The following is a 16,183-nucleotide window of genomic DNA, read 5'->3' on the forward strand; positions in this document are numbered from 1 at the left end:
TTCTTATGCCCTGGGCCGGCTTCGCCCCCCGCGGGCTGCGGGGCCCAGGTTTCTCGGGCGTGCTGCATTCGCCTGTTCCAGCCACAGGAGCGAGTCCATCTGAGACAGGAAGCGCCGCAGGTAGTCGGGCGAGAGGCCCCGCATCAGGCTGAGCGACCGCAGCATGAGCTTGTGCGGGTTGAGCGGCCCCGCGTTCTCCGGTCCACGGTCCAGCGCCTGCACCACCTGCTGCTCTGCGGCAATGCGGGACCACACCTCGCTGAACTGGCGCACGCTCTTCATGTCCGACGCGCTGGCACCGCCTTCGATGCGCACCCGTTCCGCATCGGCCTGCGCCCGTGCGTCCAGGTCGCGGTTGAGCCGGGCCAGGGGTGATGCCGCCGGTGGCTCGACCGCGCCGGGGGCCGGCCCGCCGGCCGCGCGGGCTCCGTCCGCATAGGCCCCAACGGCCCGCCGCAGCCGCTGTTCCAGTATCTGCTGCACCGCGGGGGGCTGTGCGGGCAGGCGCGCGGCCAGCACCTCCAGGTAGCGGTAGCGCACGGGGTCGTGGCGGTCCGCACCCTCGGCGCGCAGGGATTCGAGCGTGGGTTCACTCATGCCGCGCAGGCTTTGCACCCGATGCCTTGGGCACGGGAGCCATTTCCACGCGGCGGTTCTGCGCGCGGCCTTTTTCATCCGCGTTGGAGGCCACCGGCTGCTCCGCGCCGAACGCTGCGGCGAACACCTGCGACGACGGCATGCCTTCGTCGATCAGCGCCCGCGCGACCGTCAGCGCCCGCTGGGCGGACAGCTCGAGGTTGTCGGCAAAGCGCTGCTGGCTGCCGCGCAGCAGTGTGGTGTTGTCGGTGAACCCGCTCACCATCAGCATCTCGTCGCGTTCGCGCAGGTACACCTGCAGGGGCTGCACGAGGCTTCTGAGAAGCTGGCGGCCTTCGGGCCGCAACTCGTCGGAGCCCGTGGCGAACAGCACGCTGCCGCTGATCCCGATGCGGCCGTCATTCACCGTCACACGGCCGCTGGCCAAGGGGATGGCCAGCGCCTTCTCCAGGGCCATGCGGCGCTGCTCTTCCTGCTGGCGCTTTTCCACCTCCTGCCTGAGGCTGGCCACCAGATCGATCTGCACCACCAGCACGCCCACCAGGATCAGCACGAAGGCGCCCAGCAAGCCGGCCATGAGATCGCCGAACACGGCCCATACCGGCGCGGTCTGCTCGGTCCCCTCGTCGAGGGCGTCGTCCAGGCCCATCATCCGGCCACCTCTGGTTCGGCAGCGGCCACCGCCCTGCCCTTGAGCCGGCGCAGGTCTTCCACAATGCCCTGCTGCGACGCGATGCTCAGGTCGATCACTTCGCGTGCCTGCGCCACGTAGTAGGCCAGTTGCTCGTCACTGCGCGACAGGGACTGGCCGAGGGCGCCTTCGATGCGCTGCAGGCTGTCCATGAGCTTTTCGTTGCTGGCGGTGAACAGCCCCACGCCGTGGCCAAAGGCCTCGCCCAGGCTCGACAGCTCCACCGCGCTGGCGGCCACGTGGGTGGCCGCTTCGTCCGCCTTGCCGACCTGGCTGTCCAGCGCCTGTGCAAACTGCGATGCCGCCTGCTCCAGCACCGAAGCGGCCGTGCCCACCAGGGATTCGATGGCACCGCGCTGCTCTACAGCGGCCTCGTTGACGGACTGGAGCAGCGTACCCAGCTGCTCCATCATGGCCGTGCGCTCGGCCAGCGCCACGTTGTCGCGCTCGCTCAGCTGCGTCATCTCATGGCGCAGCTGGGCGATGACCTCCGCAGCCGCCTGCGGCACGTCGGACGCCGTCTGCAGCAGGCGCGTGAGCGGTGCTTCCAGCGCCGACCCCAGCGTGGCCAGGTGCTGGGCCACGGCCTCCTGCAAGGCCTCCAGGCGGTCGACCGCCGCACGCCCGCGCTCAGCCTCGGCATCGCGCAGCGCCGCCAGCTCGGTGCGCCACACGCCTGCCAGCGCATCCATGCGGTCGCCCTGCGCCTGCAGCCACTGGGCCTCCGCGTCGGTGCGGGTGCGCAGCAAGGCTTCGGACTGGTCCATCAGTCGCGCGGTGCCGTCCAGGGTCTTGGCCACCTGCTCGCCCATGCGGCCGGTGAGCCCGGTCACCGCGGTCTCGAGGGCATCGCACACGGCCTGCTGGCGCTCCAGCGTCTGGGTGCTCACGCGTTGCCATTCGGCCGTCAGCGACTGCGCAACACCCTCCATGGACGCGTTCCAGCCGGCCAGGCGCGCCTGGTCGGCCGACATCTGTGCGGTGTGGGACTGCGCCACCGTGTCCTGCAACGACGACAGCAGCGCGCTGGAGCGCTGGTCGAACGACTGCGTGGCCGATTGCAGCGACTCGCCCAGCTGCGCGGCAGCACCTGCGAGCGCCTGCGCCACGCCCTGCTGCTGGGCTGCGGCCTGCTCGCCCGCGCGCTCCCATTGGGCGGCGAGTGAGCGGGCTGTGTCTTCCATCGATGCGCGCCAGCCGGCGATGCGCTGCTCGTCGGCCGCTGCCTGGGCCGCGTGGGTGTGCGCCACCGTGTCCTGCAGCGACGCGACCAGGGCCGTGGAGCGCTGCTCGAAAGCCTGGGTGGCCGCCAGCAGGGACTGGTCCAGGCGCGCCGTGGCGCCCTCCAGCGCGTCGCGCATGCCCTGCTGCTGCTCCACGGCGCGTGTGCCCGCCCGCTCCCACTGCGCCGCCAGCGTCTGGCCCATGCCCTCCATCGACCGGGTCCACCCCGCCAGGCGCTGTTCGTCGGCCGCCTTCTGGGCGGCGTGCGACTGCGCCGCCGTGTCCTGCAGCGCCGCGTGCAGCGCCGCGGAGCGTTGCTCGAACGACTGGGTCACCGACTGCAGCGCCCCATCGAACCCGCCCATCAGGCGGTCCTGCACTTGCGTGTGCTTGTCCAGGGCCGATGTCCAGGTGTCCGAGACCTGGCGGGCCGTGCCCTCCCACTGGGCCGACAGCGCCTGCATCTGGGCCACCGTGGCTTCGGTCAGCCGCTGGTGCGCGCGTTGCGATTCCTGCGCCAGTTCGGCCATGGCCTGCTCGACCACGGGCCGCAGCGTTTCGCCGGCCACGCGGGCGCTGGCGCCCAGGCTGTCGTGCAGCGATGCGCCCACGGCGCCCGCCAGCTGGGTGTAGGCCGACGACGCCTCACCATGGAAATCCTTCTGCTGCGCCAGCAATTGCGCGGCCAGCTTGTCGTGGCGGCGTTCCAGCCCTTCCACCAGGCCCTGAAGGCGCTCGGCGATCAGCGGCATGGCCTGTGCCTGGGCCTGCAGCGCCTGGAAGGTCTCCTCGCGGCGATGGCTCGCCGAGAACGGGCGGAACACGGTGGGAATGTGCGCATCGAGCTGCCGCACGGCCACCAGCCGCTCACGACGGGCGATCGCGGACATGAGCCCCAGCATGGCCGAGGCCGCCACGCCCGCCACCGAGGTGCCGAACGACAGGCCCAGGCCCTTGATGGGCTCGGCCAGGGCGGCGCGGATGCCCTCCAGGCTGCCCGAGGTCTCCAGGGCAAACACCGCGCCCTTGAAGGTGACCACCATCCCGAGGAAGGTCCCGAGCATGCCCAGCATGACCAGCAGTCCCACCAGATACGGCGTGAGGGCCGGCCCCGGGAGCACGGCACGCTCCCCCTCGATGCGCTGGCGCACCGGGTGGCGCAGCGCGGCGGGCAGGCGGTCGAGCCAGGAGCCCAGGTCCACCAGGGGCTGCTGCGCGCCATCCGCCAGCGCCGTGGTCAATGCCACGGTGCCGCGGCGAAACTGCACCAGCTCCAGCGCACCCAGCACATAGACCGCGCCGATCACCACCGTCATCGCCAGTGCCAGCGGGCTCGACCCCACGAATCCCCAACCGACCCATCCCACTGCCGCCAGGCCCAGGGCAAATACGGCGGCCATCACACTCTTGTTCATTCGTGTCGTTCCAAGTTCTCGTTGCGGGCTGCTTCCAGCAGGCCCAGGATCGGTTGCAGCCGCACATGCATCTCGGCCAGAAGCAGCGCCTGCATGTCGCGCTCGAACGCGTGCAGCCACCCGCCGGGCAGGCGCCAGCGCTGCGGGTCATCCGGCAGCCCCTGGGCCGAAAGCCGCTCCTGGTGGGCGCGGCGCAATTGCACCAGGCGCCGGTCCAGGTGCGCGGACAGGGATGCCCACAGGCGCTGTTCGCGCACAAAGCTCAGTTGTTCCATCACGGCATCGAGTGCCGCCAGTTGCCTGAGGCCCCGGGAGCCTTGCGACACCCCGTGGCGCACCTGCGCGCGCAAGCCCAGCAACTTCGCATCCATCTGCTTTTGCAGGCCCAGGTAGCGCGGCGCATGAAAGCCGTACTCGGCCTCGGCCTGCGGGTCCGGCGCCTGGGCGCGCGTGTTGTCGGCGCGCTCGCGGGCCGGCTTGGCGGGCGCGGGCTTGGACGACGCCAGCGCCGTCAGCTCTGCCTGGGTGCGCTGAAACAGCGCTTGCAGTGCCTGCAGGTCCGCCCCGTCCGCCCCCGCAACCTCCCCCTGCGGGAAGGCGTCGATGGCATGCAGCGAACGGCTCAGCGTGACGGCGTCCACCGTGCTCAGCCATTGGCCCAGCTCCTGCGCCACGTCGGCGCGCGCGGCCGCACCCGCATCGGCCTGCATCCATTGCTGGAGCAGGACAACCAGTCCTGAGCTGCTGAGTCTGTGGTGCGGATACATCCCTGGAAAACCATTTCACTGCGCTTCTTGCCGCCCTCCCGGAGGGCGGGGGCATCAGGGAACCGGTCCCCAGTGGGCAAAACCAGCTATTTTCGCAGGAACCGCGGGCCGCCCTGCCGCGCCGGGCCCGAGGTTGCAGGTGTTACATCTGGTCCAAGGCAAAAACCTGGCCAGGGGCCCGTGCCGGCGGGAGCGCCTCCCCACCTCCTTCCCCGCGCGCGCAAGCCTTGACGCCGCTCAAGCCGGGCACGGGGATTGCATGGTCCAATCCGGCGGTTGTCCCTCCCCCCACGGCCCGTCGCTGCGCACCATGCCGAGTTCTCCCGCTGTTCCTCCCATGCCCTCCACCCCCACGCCCGCTGCCGCCGCAGCGCCCCACACGCTCACGGAAGACGCGGTGGCCATCTTCACGGGGGTGCTGCTGATCTCCGTGGGCGTGGCGTTTTTCACCAATGCGGGATTGCTCACCGGGGGCACGGCAGGCCTTGCCTTCCTGTTGCACTACGCCACGGGCATCGGTTTCGGCAAGATTTTCTTCATCCTCAACCTGCCCTTCTACTGGCTGGCCCTGCGCAAGCTGGGGCGTGCGTTCACGGTCAAGACCTTTGCCGCCGTGCTGCTGCTGTCGCTGCTGACCGAACTGCAGGCGCAGTTCCTGCAGTTTGCGCAGCTGCAGCCGCCGTATGCGGCCATCGCGGGGGGGCTTATCACGGGCACGGGGTTCCTGGTGCTGTTTCGCCACCGGTGCAGCCTGGGCGGCGTGGGGATCGCCGCGCTCTACCTGCAGGAACGCTACGGCTGGCGCGCGGGCAAGATCCAGATGGCCGTGGATTGCGGCATCGTGCTGCTGGCGCTGTGGACGGTGGAACCCCTTCGCGTCGCCTGGTCCATCGCCGGGGCCGTGGCGCTGAACCTGGTGCTGGCCATGAACCACCGCCCGGGGCGCTACATGGCGGTATGAGCGGCCTGGGCGGCCCGGCGATGGCCGCCAGATGACAATATGGAAAGGCGCCGGGAACCTTGGGGCCCGCCGCCGTATCATTGGTGGATGCGTCGCGGCCTCTATTTCGTGTTGATGTTGGTGCTGGTCCTCCGGGGCCTCACCGGCACGGCCATGGCCGCGGGCGTCTTGCCGCCGCTGCTCCCCGCGGGCACGTCGCACCCGCAGGAACATTCCCATCACCATGCCGCTGGCGGCGACTCCATCGGCACGGCGGGGCAGGAGCACCACCAGGGCCTGCCTGCCGGAGAGGGCGGGGACGGACAGGACCCTGCCCACGCCCCTGGCCATGCCATGCTGGCCGCTGCCTCCGCCGGGTGCGACGGCACCAGTGCCGGCTGCGCGGCGCACGAGCACCACTCTGCCGCCTGCTCGGCGTGCGAGATCTGCCATTCCGCGATGCTGGATGCGCCCATGGCGCGAGCACCGGATCACCCCCCCACGGGCGCCATGCTGCCCGTCGCCTCCGCGCAGTTTGACAGTGCTCCCGCGGCACTGGCCATCAAGCCACCCATCGCCTGACCTCTGACGCCCGAAGTGCGTCTGCCCGAGCCCCACAGCCACCCGCCATCGGGTGGCGGGGCGGCAGCGCCATGCCCTGTTCGTCTGTTGTCTGGAGATCGCCATGCGCGCCCCCATTTCACTTTTCCTGTCTTTACCGCCGCTCCGGCGAGCAGCCTGCCTGGTGCTGCTCGCACCGGCACTTTCACTCGCCAACGGCACCGCATCCCCGGGCACGGGATCCCTGCCCTTCCCTGCGGCGGACCCCGATGCGCCCACGGCGGCGCTGGTCCACCGCGCCACCGGGCCCCAGCCTGCGCTGGCGCAGGAGGCGCCCGCACCCCATGCATGGCGTGATGCGCACAGGGCGGTGGCCGCCTTCCCCCGCGGCCATGCCGACATCCTGGCCTGGGAGGCCCGGCAGGGCGCCCAGCCTCCCACCCCCAGCGCCCCGACGCCACAGGGGCCCCGCGCCAGACGCGGCGACTCCCACGGCCTCCACGGAAGCCAGGGCGGTTCCGCAACCCCGCAACCCTCCCCGCATGGCCACCACCACGCGCCCGGGAGCCGGCCATGAGCGCGCCGCAGTTCCTTTCTTCAACGGCACGCCGCCGTCCCGCACGCCTGTCCGTGCTGGCCGCTGCGGCCGTGCTCGCGGGCTGCGCCAGCGTCTCGCCCGACGGCCTGCGGGGCGACGTGGCCGCGCTCACCGCGGGCCGAACGGGCAGCACGCAGGCCGCGGCCCTGCCCGCCAACGACGCGGCAGCCCGGGCCAAGGCGGAGCAGTCCTTGCAGGGGTGGCTGGCCCAGCCCCTCACGCAGGATGCCGCCGTGCGCATCGCCTTGCTCAACAACCCCGGCCTGCAGGCGCGGCTGGCTGCCCTGGGCGTGGCGGATGCCGAACGCGTGCAGGCCATCACGCTGCCCAACCCACACCTGGCCCTGGGGCGCTTCACCAACAGCCAGGAGCGTGAAATCGAGCGCACCCTGGCCTTCAGCCTGCTGGATCTCATCACCCTGCCATGGCGCAGCCAGCGCCAGGAAGAGCGCATGCAGATCGCCACGCTGCAAGCCGCGCAGGAGGTGGTGGCGCTGGCCGCCGACACACGGCGCGCCTGGCTGCGCGCCGTGGCTGCCGAACAGGTCAGCGCCACGCACGACCGCATGGTGCAAGCCGCAGAAGCCGGGGCCGAACTGGCCCGCCGCATGGCGCGCGTAGGCAACTGGAGCCGCCTGCAGCACGCCCGTGAACAGGCGGTGCTGCAAGAGGCCATCCGCCTGCGTTCCCGCGCCCGGCTTGCCGCCGCCACCGAGCGCGAACAGCTCAACCGCCGCATGGGCCTGTGGGGACTGCAGGCGCAGTACCGCCTGGCGGACGCGCTTCCACCCCTTCCAGACGGCGCCTTGCCCGCGGACGGCATCGAATCCATCGCATTGCGCGAGCGGCTGGATGTGCAGGCCGCACGCCGCCAGCTCGACACCCAGGCGGTCCGCCAGGGCTGGAGCCGCGCGGGGGCCGTGTTTGGCGACGTGGGCCTGGCCTACAGCCGCAACACCGCCGCCGAGCGCGGCTCCGGCCACCGCGAGATCACGCGCGGCTGGGAGATCGATGCGCCCCTTCCCCTGTTCGACTGGGGCGGTGCCGCCCGCACCCGGGCCCAGGCCCAGGTGGAGCAAAGCGCTGCCCAGCTGCAGGAGACCGCCGTGCGCGCCCGTGGCGAAGTGCGCGCCGCGTGGCTCACCTACCGCACCGCGCTCGACCTGGCGCGCCAGCAGCGCGACGAGGTGGTGCCCCTGCGCCAGCTCATCACCCAGGAGACCACCCTGCGCTACAACGGCATGCTCGCCAGCGTTTGGGAATTGCTGGCCGAGGCGCGCGCCAGCACGCAGTCGGTGGCCAACGCCATCGAAGCCCAGCGCGATTTCTGGCTGGCCGAGACCGACCTGCAGCTCACCCTCACCGGCACGTCGCCGGGCGCGCTGCAAGACCTGGCAGCCAGCGCTGCCCCCTCCTCATCCCCACAAGGCCACTGACATGCAAAGACGCCATTTCTTCTCCGGCGCCGCCACGGCCGTGGCCGCTGTTTCCGTCAGCCGCGTGGCCCTGGCCGCCTTGCCCGAGCCCGCCATGCAAGGCAGCGCCGATACGTCCGCGCCGCTGCACCCGCCCACGGGCCGCCCCTACAACCCCGTGGTCACCCTCAACGGCTGGACCACCCCCTGGCGCATGAACGCGGGCGTCAAGGAGTTCCACCTGGTGGCCGAACCCGTGGTGCGCGAGGTCGCGCCGGGCTTCGTCGTCAACATGTGGGGCTACAACGGGCAGAGCCCCGGCCCCACCATCGAGGTGGTGGAGGGCGACCGCGTGCGCATCTTCGTCACCAACCGGCTGCCCGAGCACACCACCATCCACTGGCACGGCCAGCGCCTGCCCAACGGCATGGACGGCGTGGGCGGGCTCAACCAGAACGCCATCCAGCCGGGCAAGACCTTTGTCTACGAATTCACGGCACGCCGCCCGGGCACCTTCATGTACCACCCGCATGCGGACGAAATGGTGCAGATGGCCATGGGCATGATGGGTCTGTGGATCACGCACCCGAAGGCGGCGCACCCGCACATCGCCCCCGTGCAGCGCGACTACGCCTTCCTGCTCAACGCGTTCGACGTGGAGCCTGGCAGCCGCACGCCCAAGGTCAACACCATGCTGGACCACAACATCTGGTGCTGGAACAGCCGGGTGTTCCCCGCCATCAGCCCGCTGGTGGCGCGCCAGGGCGAGCGCGTGCGCATCCGCGTGGGCAACCTCACCATGACCAACCACCCCATCCACCTCCACGGCCACGAGTTCGAGGTGACCGGCACCGACGGCGGCCCCGTGCCCAAAAGCGCGCGCTGGCCCGAGGTGACCACCGACGTGGCCGTGGGCCAGATGCGCCAGATCGAACTCATCGCCGACGAGCCCGGCGACTGGGCATTGCACTGCCACAAGAGCCACCACACCATGGGTGCCATGGGGCACGACGTGCCCACCATGATCGGCGTTCAGCACGAGGGCCTTGTCGGCAAGATCCAGAAGATCGTGCCCGACTACATGGTGATGGGCGAGCGCGGCATGGCCGACATGGGTGCGATGGAAATGCCCCTGCCCGACAACACCTTCCCCATGATGACCGGCACCGGCCCCTATGGCCCGCTGGAGATGGGCGGCATGTTCACCACCTTCAAGGTGCGCGCCGGCCAGGCGGCGGGCGACTACCGGGACCCGGGCGACTACCAGCAGCCGCCCGGCACCCAGGCCCAGGAATGGAAGGGCCTCGCGGCCAGCACCCCGCACCCGCCCCGCAGCGACACGCCAGGCACAGCAACCGGCGCAGCCTCCGCGCGCAAGCCCGCGGCCAGCGGACATCGGCACTGACATCCACGGCCAGCACCATCCCCATTGAAAAGGAATCATCCATCATGAATACTATCAAATCCATAGCAGCCATCGCTTTACTGGCATCTGCAACCAGCAGTTTTTCCCATGAAAACATGCCGCACCCCGGTGCCCGCGCAGCGGCGGTGAAGGAACAGAAGGCATGGGGCATCGCGGGCGACACCCAGGCCGTGGCCCGCACCATCACCCTGCGCATGACGGACGACATGCGCTTTACCCCCAGCCACATCGAAGTGCGCGAGGGTGAAACCGTGCGGCTGCGCGCCGAGAACAAGGGCCAGGTGCTGCACGAGGTCGTGATCGGCACCAAGGCCGACCTGGACGCCCACGCCGAGATGATGGCCAAACACCCCGGCATGGAGCACGACGAGCCCTACATGGCCCATGTGGGCGCGGGCAAGAAAGGCGACATCGTGTGGCAGTTCAACCGCGCGGGCCAGTTCGACTTTGCCTGCCTCATCGCGGGCCACTACCAGGCGGGCATGACCGGCACCATCACCGTGCTGCCCCGCAAGCCGTGATACCGCCCCGCACCCCAGGAGAACCCATGAACCGATACACCACGGCCGCGCACGGCGCCGCCCTGCCCCAAGCCACGGGCACGACAACATCCGCAGGCCAGTCCAGCCGCCGCCAATGGCTGGCCACCACGCTGCCCCTGCTGGGTACCGCGCTGGCAACCGCCACGCTGCCGGGGCTGGCCCGGGCCGCTACGGGCACCGCCACCCCGGTGGAAGTGTGGAAAGACCCCAGCTGCGGCTGCTGCAAGGACTGGGTGGACCACATGCAAGCCAGCGGCTTCAAGCTGACGGTGCACGAGACCGGCAACAACGCCGTGCGCGCCCGCCTCGGCCTGCCGCCAAAGCTGGGCTCGTGCCACACCGCGCTGGTGGGCGGCTACCTCATCGAGGGGCACGTTCCCGCCAGCGATGTCCGCACTTTGCTGCGGCAAAAGCCCCCGGCCCTGGGGCTGGCCGTGCCGGGCATGCCCATCGGCTCGCCCGGCATGGATGGCGCCGCCTATGGCAACCGCCGCGACCCTTACGACGTGCTGCTGGTCGCCCGCGACGGCACCACCCGCGTCTTCAACAGCTACCACGCCACCACAGCGAAAGGCACCCCATGAAATCCTTGCAAGCCATCACCGCTTCCACCCTCCTTCCGGTCCTGGCCGCGCTCGCGCTGGCTGCAGCGGCGCAGCACGCCGTGGCCCAGGTGCCTGCGGCCGCCCCCGCCCAAGCAGCGTCCGCGCACGCCGGTGGCCAGGATGCGCTCAGCGAAGGCGAGATCACCCGCTGGGACGCGCGCACGCTGCGCGTCACCCTTCGCCACGGAGAGATCAAAAACCTGGACATGCCACCCATGACCATGGTCTTTCGCGTGCAGGACGCCAGCGTGGTGGGCGACCTGAAACCCGGCGACAAGGTGCGTTTCAGGGCCGAACAGGTGGGCGGGGCCTACCACGTCACGCGCCTCGAAAAAGCGCCCTGACAGGATCGCCCGGAGCCCTGACACCGCGCAAGGACAGCGCGGTGCCCGGGCACATAATCAAAGCCATGAGTTCATCCCCCCACGTCCTGGCCGGCAGCGCCGGCAGCATCACCCGCGTGGCCGGCATCGAAGTCGGCCACTTCACAGAAACCCGTCGCCCCACGGGCTGCACCGTCATCATCACCCGCGAGGGCGCGGTGGCAGGCGTGGACGTGCGCGGCGCCGCGCCCGGCACGCGCGAGACGGATCTGCTCGACCCGTCGAATCTGGTGGACAAGGTGCACGCCATCATGCTGGCCGGGGGCAGTGCCTGGGGGCTGGATGCCGCCACCGGCGCCGTGCGCTGGCTCGAAGAGCGCGGCATCGGCTTCGACGTGGCGGTGGGCCGCCTGCCCATCGTGCCCGCCGCCGTGCTGTTCGATCTGCTGGTGGGAGACATGCGCATCCGCCCGGATGCCGCGGCGGGGTATGCGGCGTGCGATGCGGCCTCCACCGCAGACCCCGCGGAAGGCAATGTGGGCGCTGGCACCGGCGCGGCCCTGGGCAAGATCTTCGGCATCCAGCGCGCCATGAAGGGCGGCATCGGCACCGCCTCGGTCACGGTCGATGGCGTGACCGTGGGGGCCCTCATTGCCTGCAATGCGCTGGGCGACGTGGTGGACCCGGACACCGCCCAGGTGATCGCCGGCGCCCGCACCGACGACGGCCTGCGCCTGCGCGACACCCGCCGCGCCCTGCTGCGCGGCGACCCGCCACAGCCGCTGCTGGCGGGCACCAACACCACCATCGGCGTGGTCGCCACCGACGCCGCCATCACCAAGGTCCAGGCCCATCGCCTGGCCGTTGCCGCCCATGACGGACTGGCCCGCAGCATCAACCCCGTGCACACCATGTCGGATGGCGACACGATCTTCAGCCTGGGCACCGGCCGCGCCAACAAGAGCCTGGGCATGATGGTCCTGGCCACCATGGCCGCGGAAGCCACGGCCATCGCCACGGCGCGGGCGGCACGGGCAGCACGCGCGATCACCACGGCGGAGGGACTGCACCTGCCCTGGGCGGGCGACCTGGGATGACGCTTCCCTGATCCCTGGCCGGCCACGCCTGCCCGGTTGACGCCGATGCAGGCACTGCCGCTGGGGCTTCCCGCGCGGGCCACCGCACGGCAGGCCAGCGCCGAAGAAGGCGTGCGCATTGCCCCCCGCCGGCCCGGCGCAACGGCGCCCCTCGCCAGAGGATTCCAGGCACGGCGGCTGGAACAGCCGACACGGCAGCCCCCCGGAAGCCCCTATGATGCATACGCCGGACGGCCCCCATGCGCCGGGCTTCCGGCAGCCGTGCAGTGCGGCCCGGCCGCGCGGCGGGCTTCGAGCACCACAGTTCCGATTGCAACGAGGAGAACCCATGAAAGACCCGACCCGTCTACGGCGCGCCTGGCTGCTGTGCCTGCCTCTCCTGGTGAACGCCCAGGCCACGATGGCCCAGGACCAGTTCGTGGACCTGCAGTCGAACGGAGGCTATGCCTCCTACCGCCTGCCGGACGACACCACCCAGGTGGACCTGAGCGAACAGACGCAAGGCGCCTGCCGCTTCAACAGAACCTGGGGCTATGACCTGACCCGCCGCGAGCTGTGGACCAACGGCGGCTGCGGCGGCCGCTTCAAGGTCACCCGGGCCTACGCGTCCGGCAACAGCCAGAGCGGCTCCAATGCCGGCGCGGCCGTGGCTGCCGTCGCCGCCATCGCAGGCATTGCCCTGCTGGCCAACCACAACCGGCATGACGACGACCGGAGGCCCGAGTACCCGGACTATCCCGACTACGGTGGCCGTGGCGGGGAGATCCGTGTGGACGGCCGCCTGTGCCTGGACGTGACCAAGGGCAACATCCGGCCTGGCACCCCGCTGCAGGTGTATGACTGCAACGGCACGGCATCCCAGCGCTTCAGCGTGGGCCGGAGCGGCGAAATCCGCGTGCGTGACCTGTGCGTGGATGTGGACCGTGGCGATCCACGCGACGGTGCGCGCGTGGTGCTGTGGTCGTGCTCCGGCTCCCGCAGCCAGAGCTGGTCCACACGGGGTGGGCAGATCGTGAGCCAGCTCAATGGCAAGTGCCTGGACGTGGAAGACGGCCGGGTCCGCCAGGGAGCGCCCACCATGGTGTGGCCATGCAACCGCAGCCCCAGCCAGCGCTGGTGGTGGTAAGGAGCCCGAGATGACGACGATGACGAATCCCGCCCTTCGCCTTCTTGGCGCTGCCGCCTGCACGCTGGCGCTGGTGGCAGCGGGCCACGCAGCCGACACCCCCGTGTCCTCGCCCGCCACGCCGCCCAGGCCTGCCGCTGCCGGCCAGAAACCCGCACCCAAGCCCCTCGCCAACCGGCTCCAGGCCATCTGCTCCTCCGCCGATCTCAACCACGATGGCAGCGTCTCGCTGGATGAGTTTCACCAGGACATCGTGCGCAGCTGGCACAGCCTGGGCCCTGACGCGGACGGCTATGTCTCGCTCTCCGGCCTGGCGAACGTGCCCCGCATGGGCAAGGGCCGGTTGAAGCGGCTGGCGGCCACCGACAAGGACGGTGACGGCAGGCTTTCGTTCAAGGAGGTTGTGGAAACCCGCATGGCCTACTTCGAAGCCGCGGACACGGACCAGAATGACGAGCTGTCGCTGCAGGAATGCGTGGCCTACGAGCGCCAGCGGCGCAGCAGCAAGCCGTAGATGCCGTGGGAGCCCCGGGATGCGGCCTGGGCTACGGCGCCTCGGACGCTTCCCGCATCCTGGCCATGATCGCCTCGATGTAGGGATCATGCAGCCCGTGCTCCCGCAGCGCACGATCAAGCGCCAGCACGTAGTCAATATTGGGGCCAAACACGCCACGGGCGCGGGCGACCAGCCGTGCCACGGTGGAGGCTGACGCGTCCTGCTCGTGCTGTGGGTGCTCGGTGTTGGCCACGAAAGTAATGGCATGGACCTTACCGCCCCCGGCCAGCTGCACCGGCAACCACCGCGGCACATAGCTGCCGCCCGTCATCTCGCGCGTCCACAGCAGGCGGACTTCGTCGCGGGCCGTGGGTGCGGCAAGCCTCAGCGCCACCCCCTGGACCTCGCCGCCGGACAGCAGGGAGAGCACGCGGCCAGGCTGCCCGGGACTGCCCCGCCCCGAGATGGAGCGCAGGCAGAAGCTGCGGTGCCAGCCCCGCAGCGTGGCCGTGCGCTGTTCTTCGAAGACCATGAGCGGGTTCCAGATGAGCGAGCCATACCCGAAGACCCAGACAGGGCCGCCGGGGCGCTGGGCCCAGGTCTCTGCAAAGGACTGATCGAGCCGTGCATCCGTCCATGAGGCATGTTCCGGCATGGCCAGGTGGCTGCGAAAGCTGCCGTTGCCGAGGTTCTCGCGGGTCAGGATCGTCATGGGAGCGACGGCGCCAGGGTGGGCACGGAAGATGAAGCAGCAGACAGTTTGCCATGCTGCCCCCGTCCTGCGCACGGGGCCGCAGGGGCGAGGCCTGGCACATACCGCACCAACGGATACGTTTGCTCCCCTGGCGCGGCCGCGCATGCACGGATAATCAGCGTGCCCCTGCCCCGCAGGGAGCATCGCCAGCACCGCGGCCGGCCATCCGCCCTGATTCAACCGCCTCCGGCGTGATACCCGTACCCGCTCCCTTCTCGCAGCCCCCGCCGTCCACCCTTTGCACCCCACACCGATCACATGTCCCAGGCCTTTCGCAACACCCTGCTTTCCCTGCGCGACCTGATCGTGTCGGCCGGCCCGCTTGCCTTTCTGGCGGTGGGGCTGCTGATGGTGGCGTACTGGTGGCTCAACCCCAACCCGCCCAAGACGGTGACGCTGGCCACCGGCCCCGGTCAGAGTGCGTATGAAGAGTTTGGCAAGCGTTACCAGAAAGCGCTGGCGGTGGACGGCATCGAGGTCGTGCTGCTGCCCAGCGACGGGTCCTCGCACAACCTCCAGCTGCTGCGCGAGGGGAAGGCCGACGTGGCATTCGTGCAGGGCGGCACGGCCGAACTGCAGCCCGATGATGCGGACGCGCTGGTATCGCTGGGCAGCCTGTTTGTAGAGCCCGTGTGGCTGTTCTACCGGACGGAATCCGCCGAGCGTGCCTACAACGTACCCAGGCTCGACAGCCTGCGCCAGCTGCGCGGCTGGCGTGTGAATGTGGGGTCCGAAGGCAGTGGCGTGCCCAAGCTGATGGAACGCCTGCTCGACGCGAACAAGGTGGAGCCTGGCGCGGTGAAGATGTCGCGGCTGGAGCAGACACCTGCCACCATGGATTTTCTGGCGGGCAAGCTCGATGCGCTGGTTTTTGCCTCCGCCCCTGAATCGCTGATGGTGCAGATGCTGCTGCAGACGCCAGGCGTGCAACTGCTCGACTTCGCCCAGCATGAGGCCTATGCGAGGCGCTTTCCGTTCCTGACGCCGGTGACCCTGCCACGTGGCGTGGTGGACCTGGCCGCCAATGTGCCCACACGGGACGTGCGCCTGGTCGCCTCCACCACCTCGCTGCTGGCGCGCGAGGGCACGCACCCCGCTTTGCTGACCCTGTTCGCACAGAACGCGCAGAAGCTGCACGGCGGCTCGGGCTGGTTCAACCGCGCACGGGAGTTCCCCAACTCGCGCAGCAGCGAGCTGCCCATCGCCAAGGAAGGCGACCGTGCCATGAACGAGCCCGTCCCCATGCTGCAGCGCTACCTGCCGTTCTGGATGGCCAATCTGATTGAGCGCATGTGGCTCGTGCTGGGCATCCTGCTGGCGATCATGCTGCCACTGTCGCGCATCGTGCCGCCGCTGTACCAGTTCCGGGTGCGTTCACGCGTGTTCCGCTGGTATGGCCGGCTTCGCGAGATCGAGAACGACATGGAAGCGGGCAAGGCGGATTCGGCCGAACTCCTCAAGGCCCTGAACACGCTGGAGGCACAGGCCGAAAAGGTGAGCGTGCCGCTGTCCTACGCCGACGAGCTGTACGCGCTGCGCAACCATATTCACCTGGTGCGCAAGAAGCTGCTGCGCGCATGACCCCCGGGACTTGACCCGTGTGGCG

The 16,183-nt window shown here is 70.2% G+C and carries 16 protein-coding genes; 11 read left to right on the top strand and 5 right to left on the bottom strand.

What is annotated here, in order from left to right:
- Positions 1-3 precede the first annotated feature (3 nt).
- From AC1RCS_RS24160 to AC1RCS_RS24175, 4 genes are read right to left on the bottom strand one after another with little or no spacing between them, the layout of a single operon-like run.
- Positions 4-597 carry a DUF2894 domain-containing protein gene (locus tag AC1RCS_RS24160; protein WP_492246465.1) on the bottom strand — a complete coding sequence of 198 codons (594 nt, stop codon included), beginning with the start codon at positions 595-597 and terminating at the stop codon, positions 4-6.
- Positions 590-1,249, bottom strand: coding sequence for an OmpA family protein (locus AC1RCS_RS24165; protein WP_218294264.1), 660 nt, complete (start codon positions 1,247-1,249; stop codon positions 590-592). The genes AC1RCS_RS24160 and AC1RCS_RS24165 overlap by 8 nt, the downstream gene beginning before the upstream one ends.
- A complete protein-coding gene (locus AC1RCS_RS24170; protein WP_492246464.1) occupies positions 1,246-3,927 on the bottom strand; it encodes a DUF802 domain-containing protein in 2,682 nt (893 codons plus the stop codon). Before AC1RCS_RS24170 ends, AC1RCS_RS24165 begins: the two co-directional genes overlap by 4 nt.
- Entirely contained in the window at positions 3,924-4,694 is a 771-nt protein-coding gene (locus AC1RCS_RS24175; RefSeq protein WP_218294262.1) for a DUF3348 family protein, read from the bottom strand. The genes AC1RCS_RS24170 and AC1RCS_RS24175 overlap by 4 nt, the downstream gene beginning before the upstream one ends.
- 337 nt (positions 4,695-5,031) lie before the next feature.
- Here AC1RCS_RS24175 and AC1RCS_RS24180 point away from each other — a divergent pair, with 337 nt between their 5' ends.
- The 10 genes from AC1RCS_RS24180 (at position 5,032) to AC1RCS_RS24225 (ending at position 13,841) form a co-directional block, all read left to right on the top strand.
- Positions 5,032-5,655 (top strand): YitT family protein, encoded by a 624-nt coding sequence (locus tag AC1RCS_RS24180; protein WP_492246463.1) that lies wholly within the window; start codon positions 5,032-5,034, stop codon positions 5,653-5,655.
- A gap of 114 nt (positions 5,656-5,769) precedes the next feature.
- Positions 5,770-6,216, top strand: a complete 447-nt coding sequence (locus tag AC1RCS_RS24185) for a hypothetical protein (RefSeq protein ID WP_492246462.1) — start codon at positions 5,770-5,772, stop codon at positions 6,214-6,216.
- A 552-nt stretch (positions 6,217-6,768) separates the two neighbouring features.
- Positions 6,769-8,229 carry a TolC family protein gene (locus AC1RCS_RS24190; RefSeq protein WP_492246461.1) on the top strand — a complete coding sequence of 487 codons (1,461 nt, stop codon included), beginning with the start codon at positions 6,769-6,771 and terminating at the stop codon, positions 8,227-8,229.
- 1 nt (position 8,230) lies between these two features.
- Positions 8,231-9,613: a multicopper oxidase family protein gene (locus AC1RCS_RS24195; RefSeq protein WP_492246460.1), complete on the top strand. Its 1,383-nt coding sequence runs from the start codon at positions 8,231-8,233 to the stop codon at positions 9,611-9,613.
- A gap of 44 nt (positions 9,614-9,657) precedes the next feature.
- Positions 9,658-10,155, top strand: coding sequence for a cupredoxin domain-containing protein (locus tag AC1RCS_RS24200; protein WP_218294257.1), 498 nt, complete (start codon positions 9,658-9,660; stop codon positions 10,153-10,155).
- A gap of 26 nt (positions 10,156-10,181) precedes the next feature.
- Positions 10,182-10,760 carry a DUF411 domain-containing protein gene (locus AC1RCS_RS24205; protein ID WP_492246459.1) on the top strand — a complete coding sequence of 193 codons (579 nt, stop codon included), beginning with the start codon at positions 10,182-10,184 and terminating at the stop codon, positions 10,758-10,760.
- Positions 10,757-11,125 carry a copper-binding protein gene (locus tag AC1RCS_RS24210; RefSeq protein ID WP_218294255.1) on the top strand — a complete coding sequence of 123 codons (369 nt, stop codon included), beginning with the start codon at positions 10,757-10,759 and terminating at the stop codon, positions 11,123-11,125. Before AC1RCS_RS24205 ends, AC1RCS_RS24210 begins: the two co-directional genes overlap by 4 nt.
- Positions 11,126-11,190: 65 nt before the next feature.
- Positions 11,191-12,201, top strand: a complete 1,011-nt coding sequence (locus tag AC1RCS_RS24215) for a P1 family peptidase (protein ID WP_218338902.1) — start codon at positions 11,191-11,193, stop codon at positions 12,199-12,201.
- A gap of 328 nt (positions 12,202-12,529) precedes the next feature.
- A complete protein-coding gene (locus tag AC1RCS_RS24220; protein ID WP_492246458.1) occupies positions 12,530-13,327 on the top strand; it encodes a lectin in 798 nt (265 codons plus the stop codon).
- A 10-nt stretch (positions 13,328-13,337) separates the two neighbouring features.
- Complete coding sequence (locus tag AC1RCS_RS24225; RefSeq protein ID WP_492246457.1) at positions 13,338-13,841, top strand: EF-hand domain-containing protein; 504 nt, start codon at positions 13,338-13,340, stop codon at positions 13,839-13,841.
- A 31-nt stretch (positions 13,842-13,872) separates the two neighbouring features.
- Here the strand turns inward: AC1RCS_RS24225 and AC1RCS_RS24230 are convergent, their stop codons facing one another.
- Positions 13,873-14,535, bottom strand: coding sequence for a gamma-glutamylcyclotransferase (locus tag AC1RCS_RS24230; protein WP_492246456.1), 663 nt, complete (start codon positions 14,533-14,535; stop codon positions 13,873-13,875).
- Between the two features lie 300 nt (positions 14,536-14,835).
- Between AC1RCS_RS24230 and AC1RCS_RS24235 the strand changes: the two genes are divergently transcribed.
- Positions 14,836-16,158, top strand: a complete 1,323-nt coding sequence (locus tag AC1RCS_RS24235; protein WP_218294250.1) for a TAXI family TRAP transporter solute-binding subunit — start codon at positions 14,836-14,838, stop codon at positions 16,156-16,158.
- Positions 16,159-16,183: the final 25 nt, after the last annotated feature.

Source organism: Acidovorax sp. GW823-FHT01C06 (assembly GCF_058798375.1).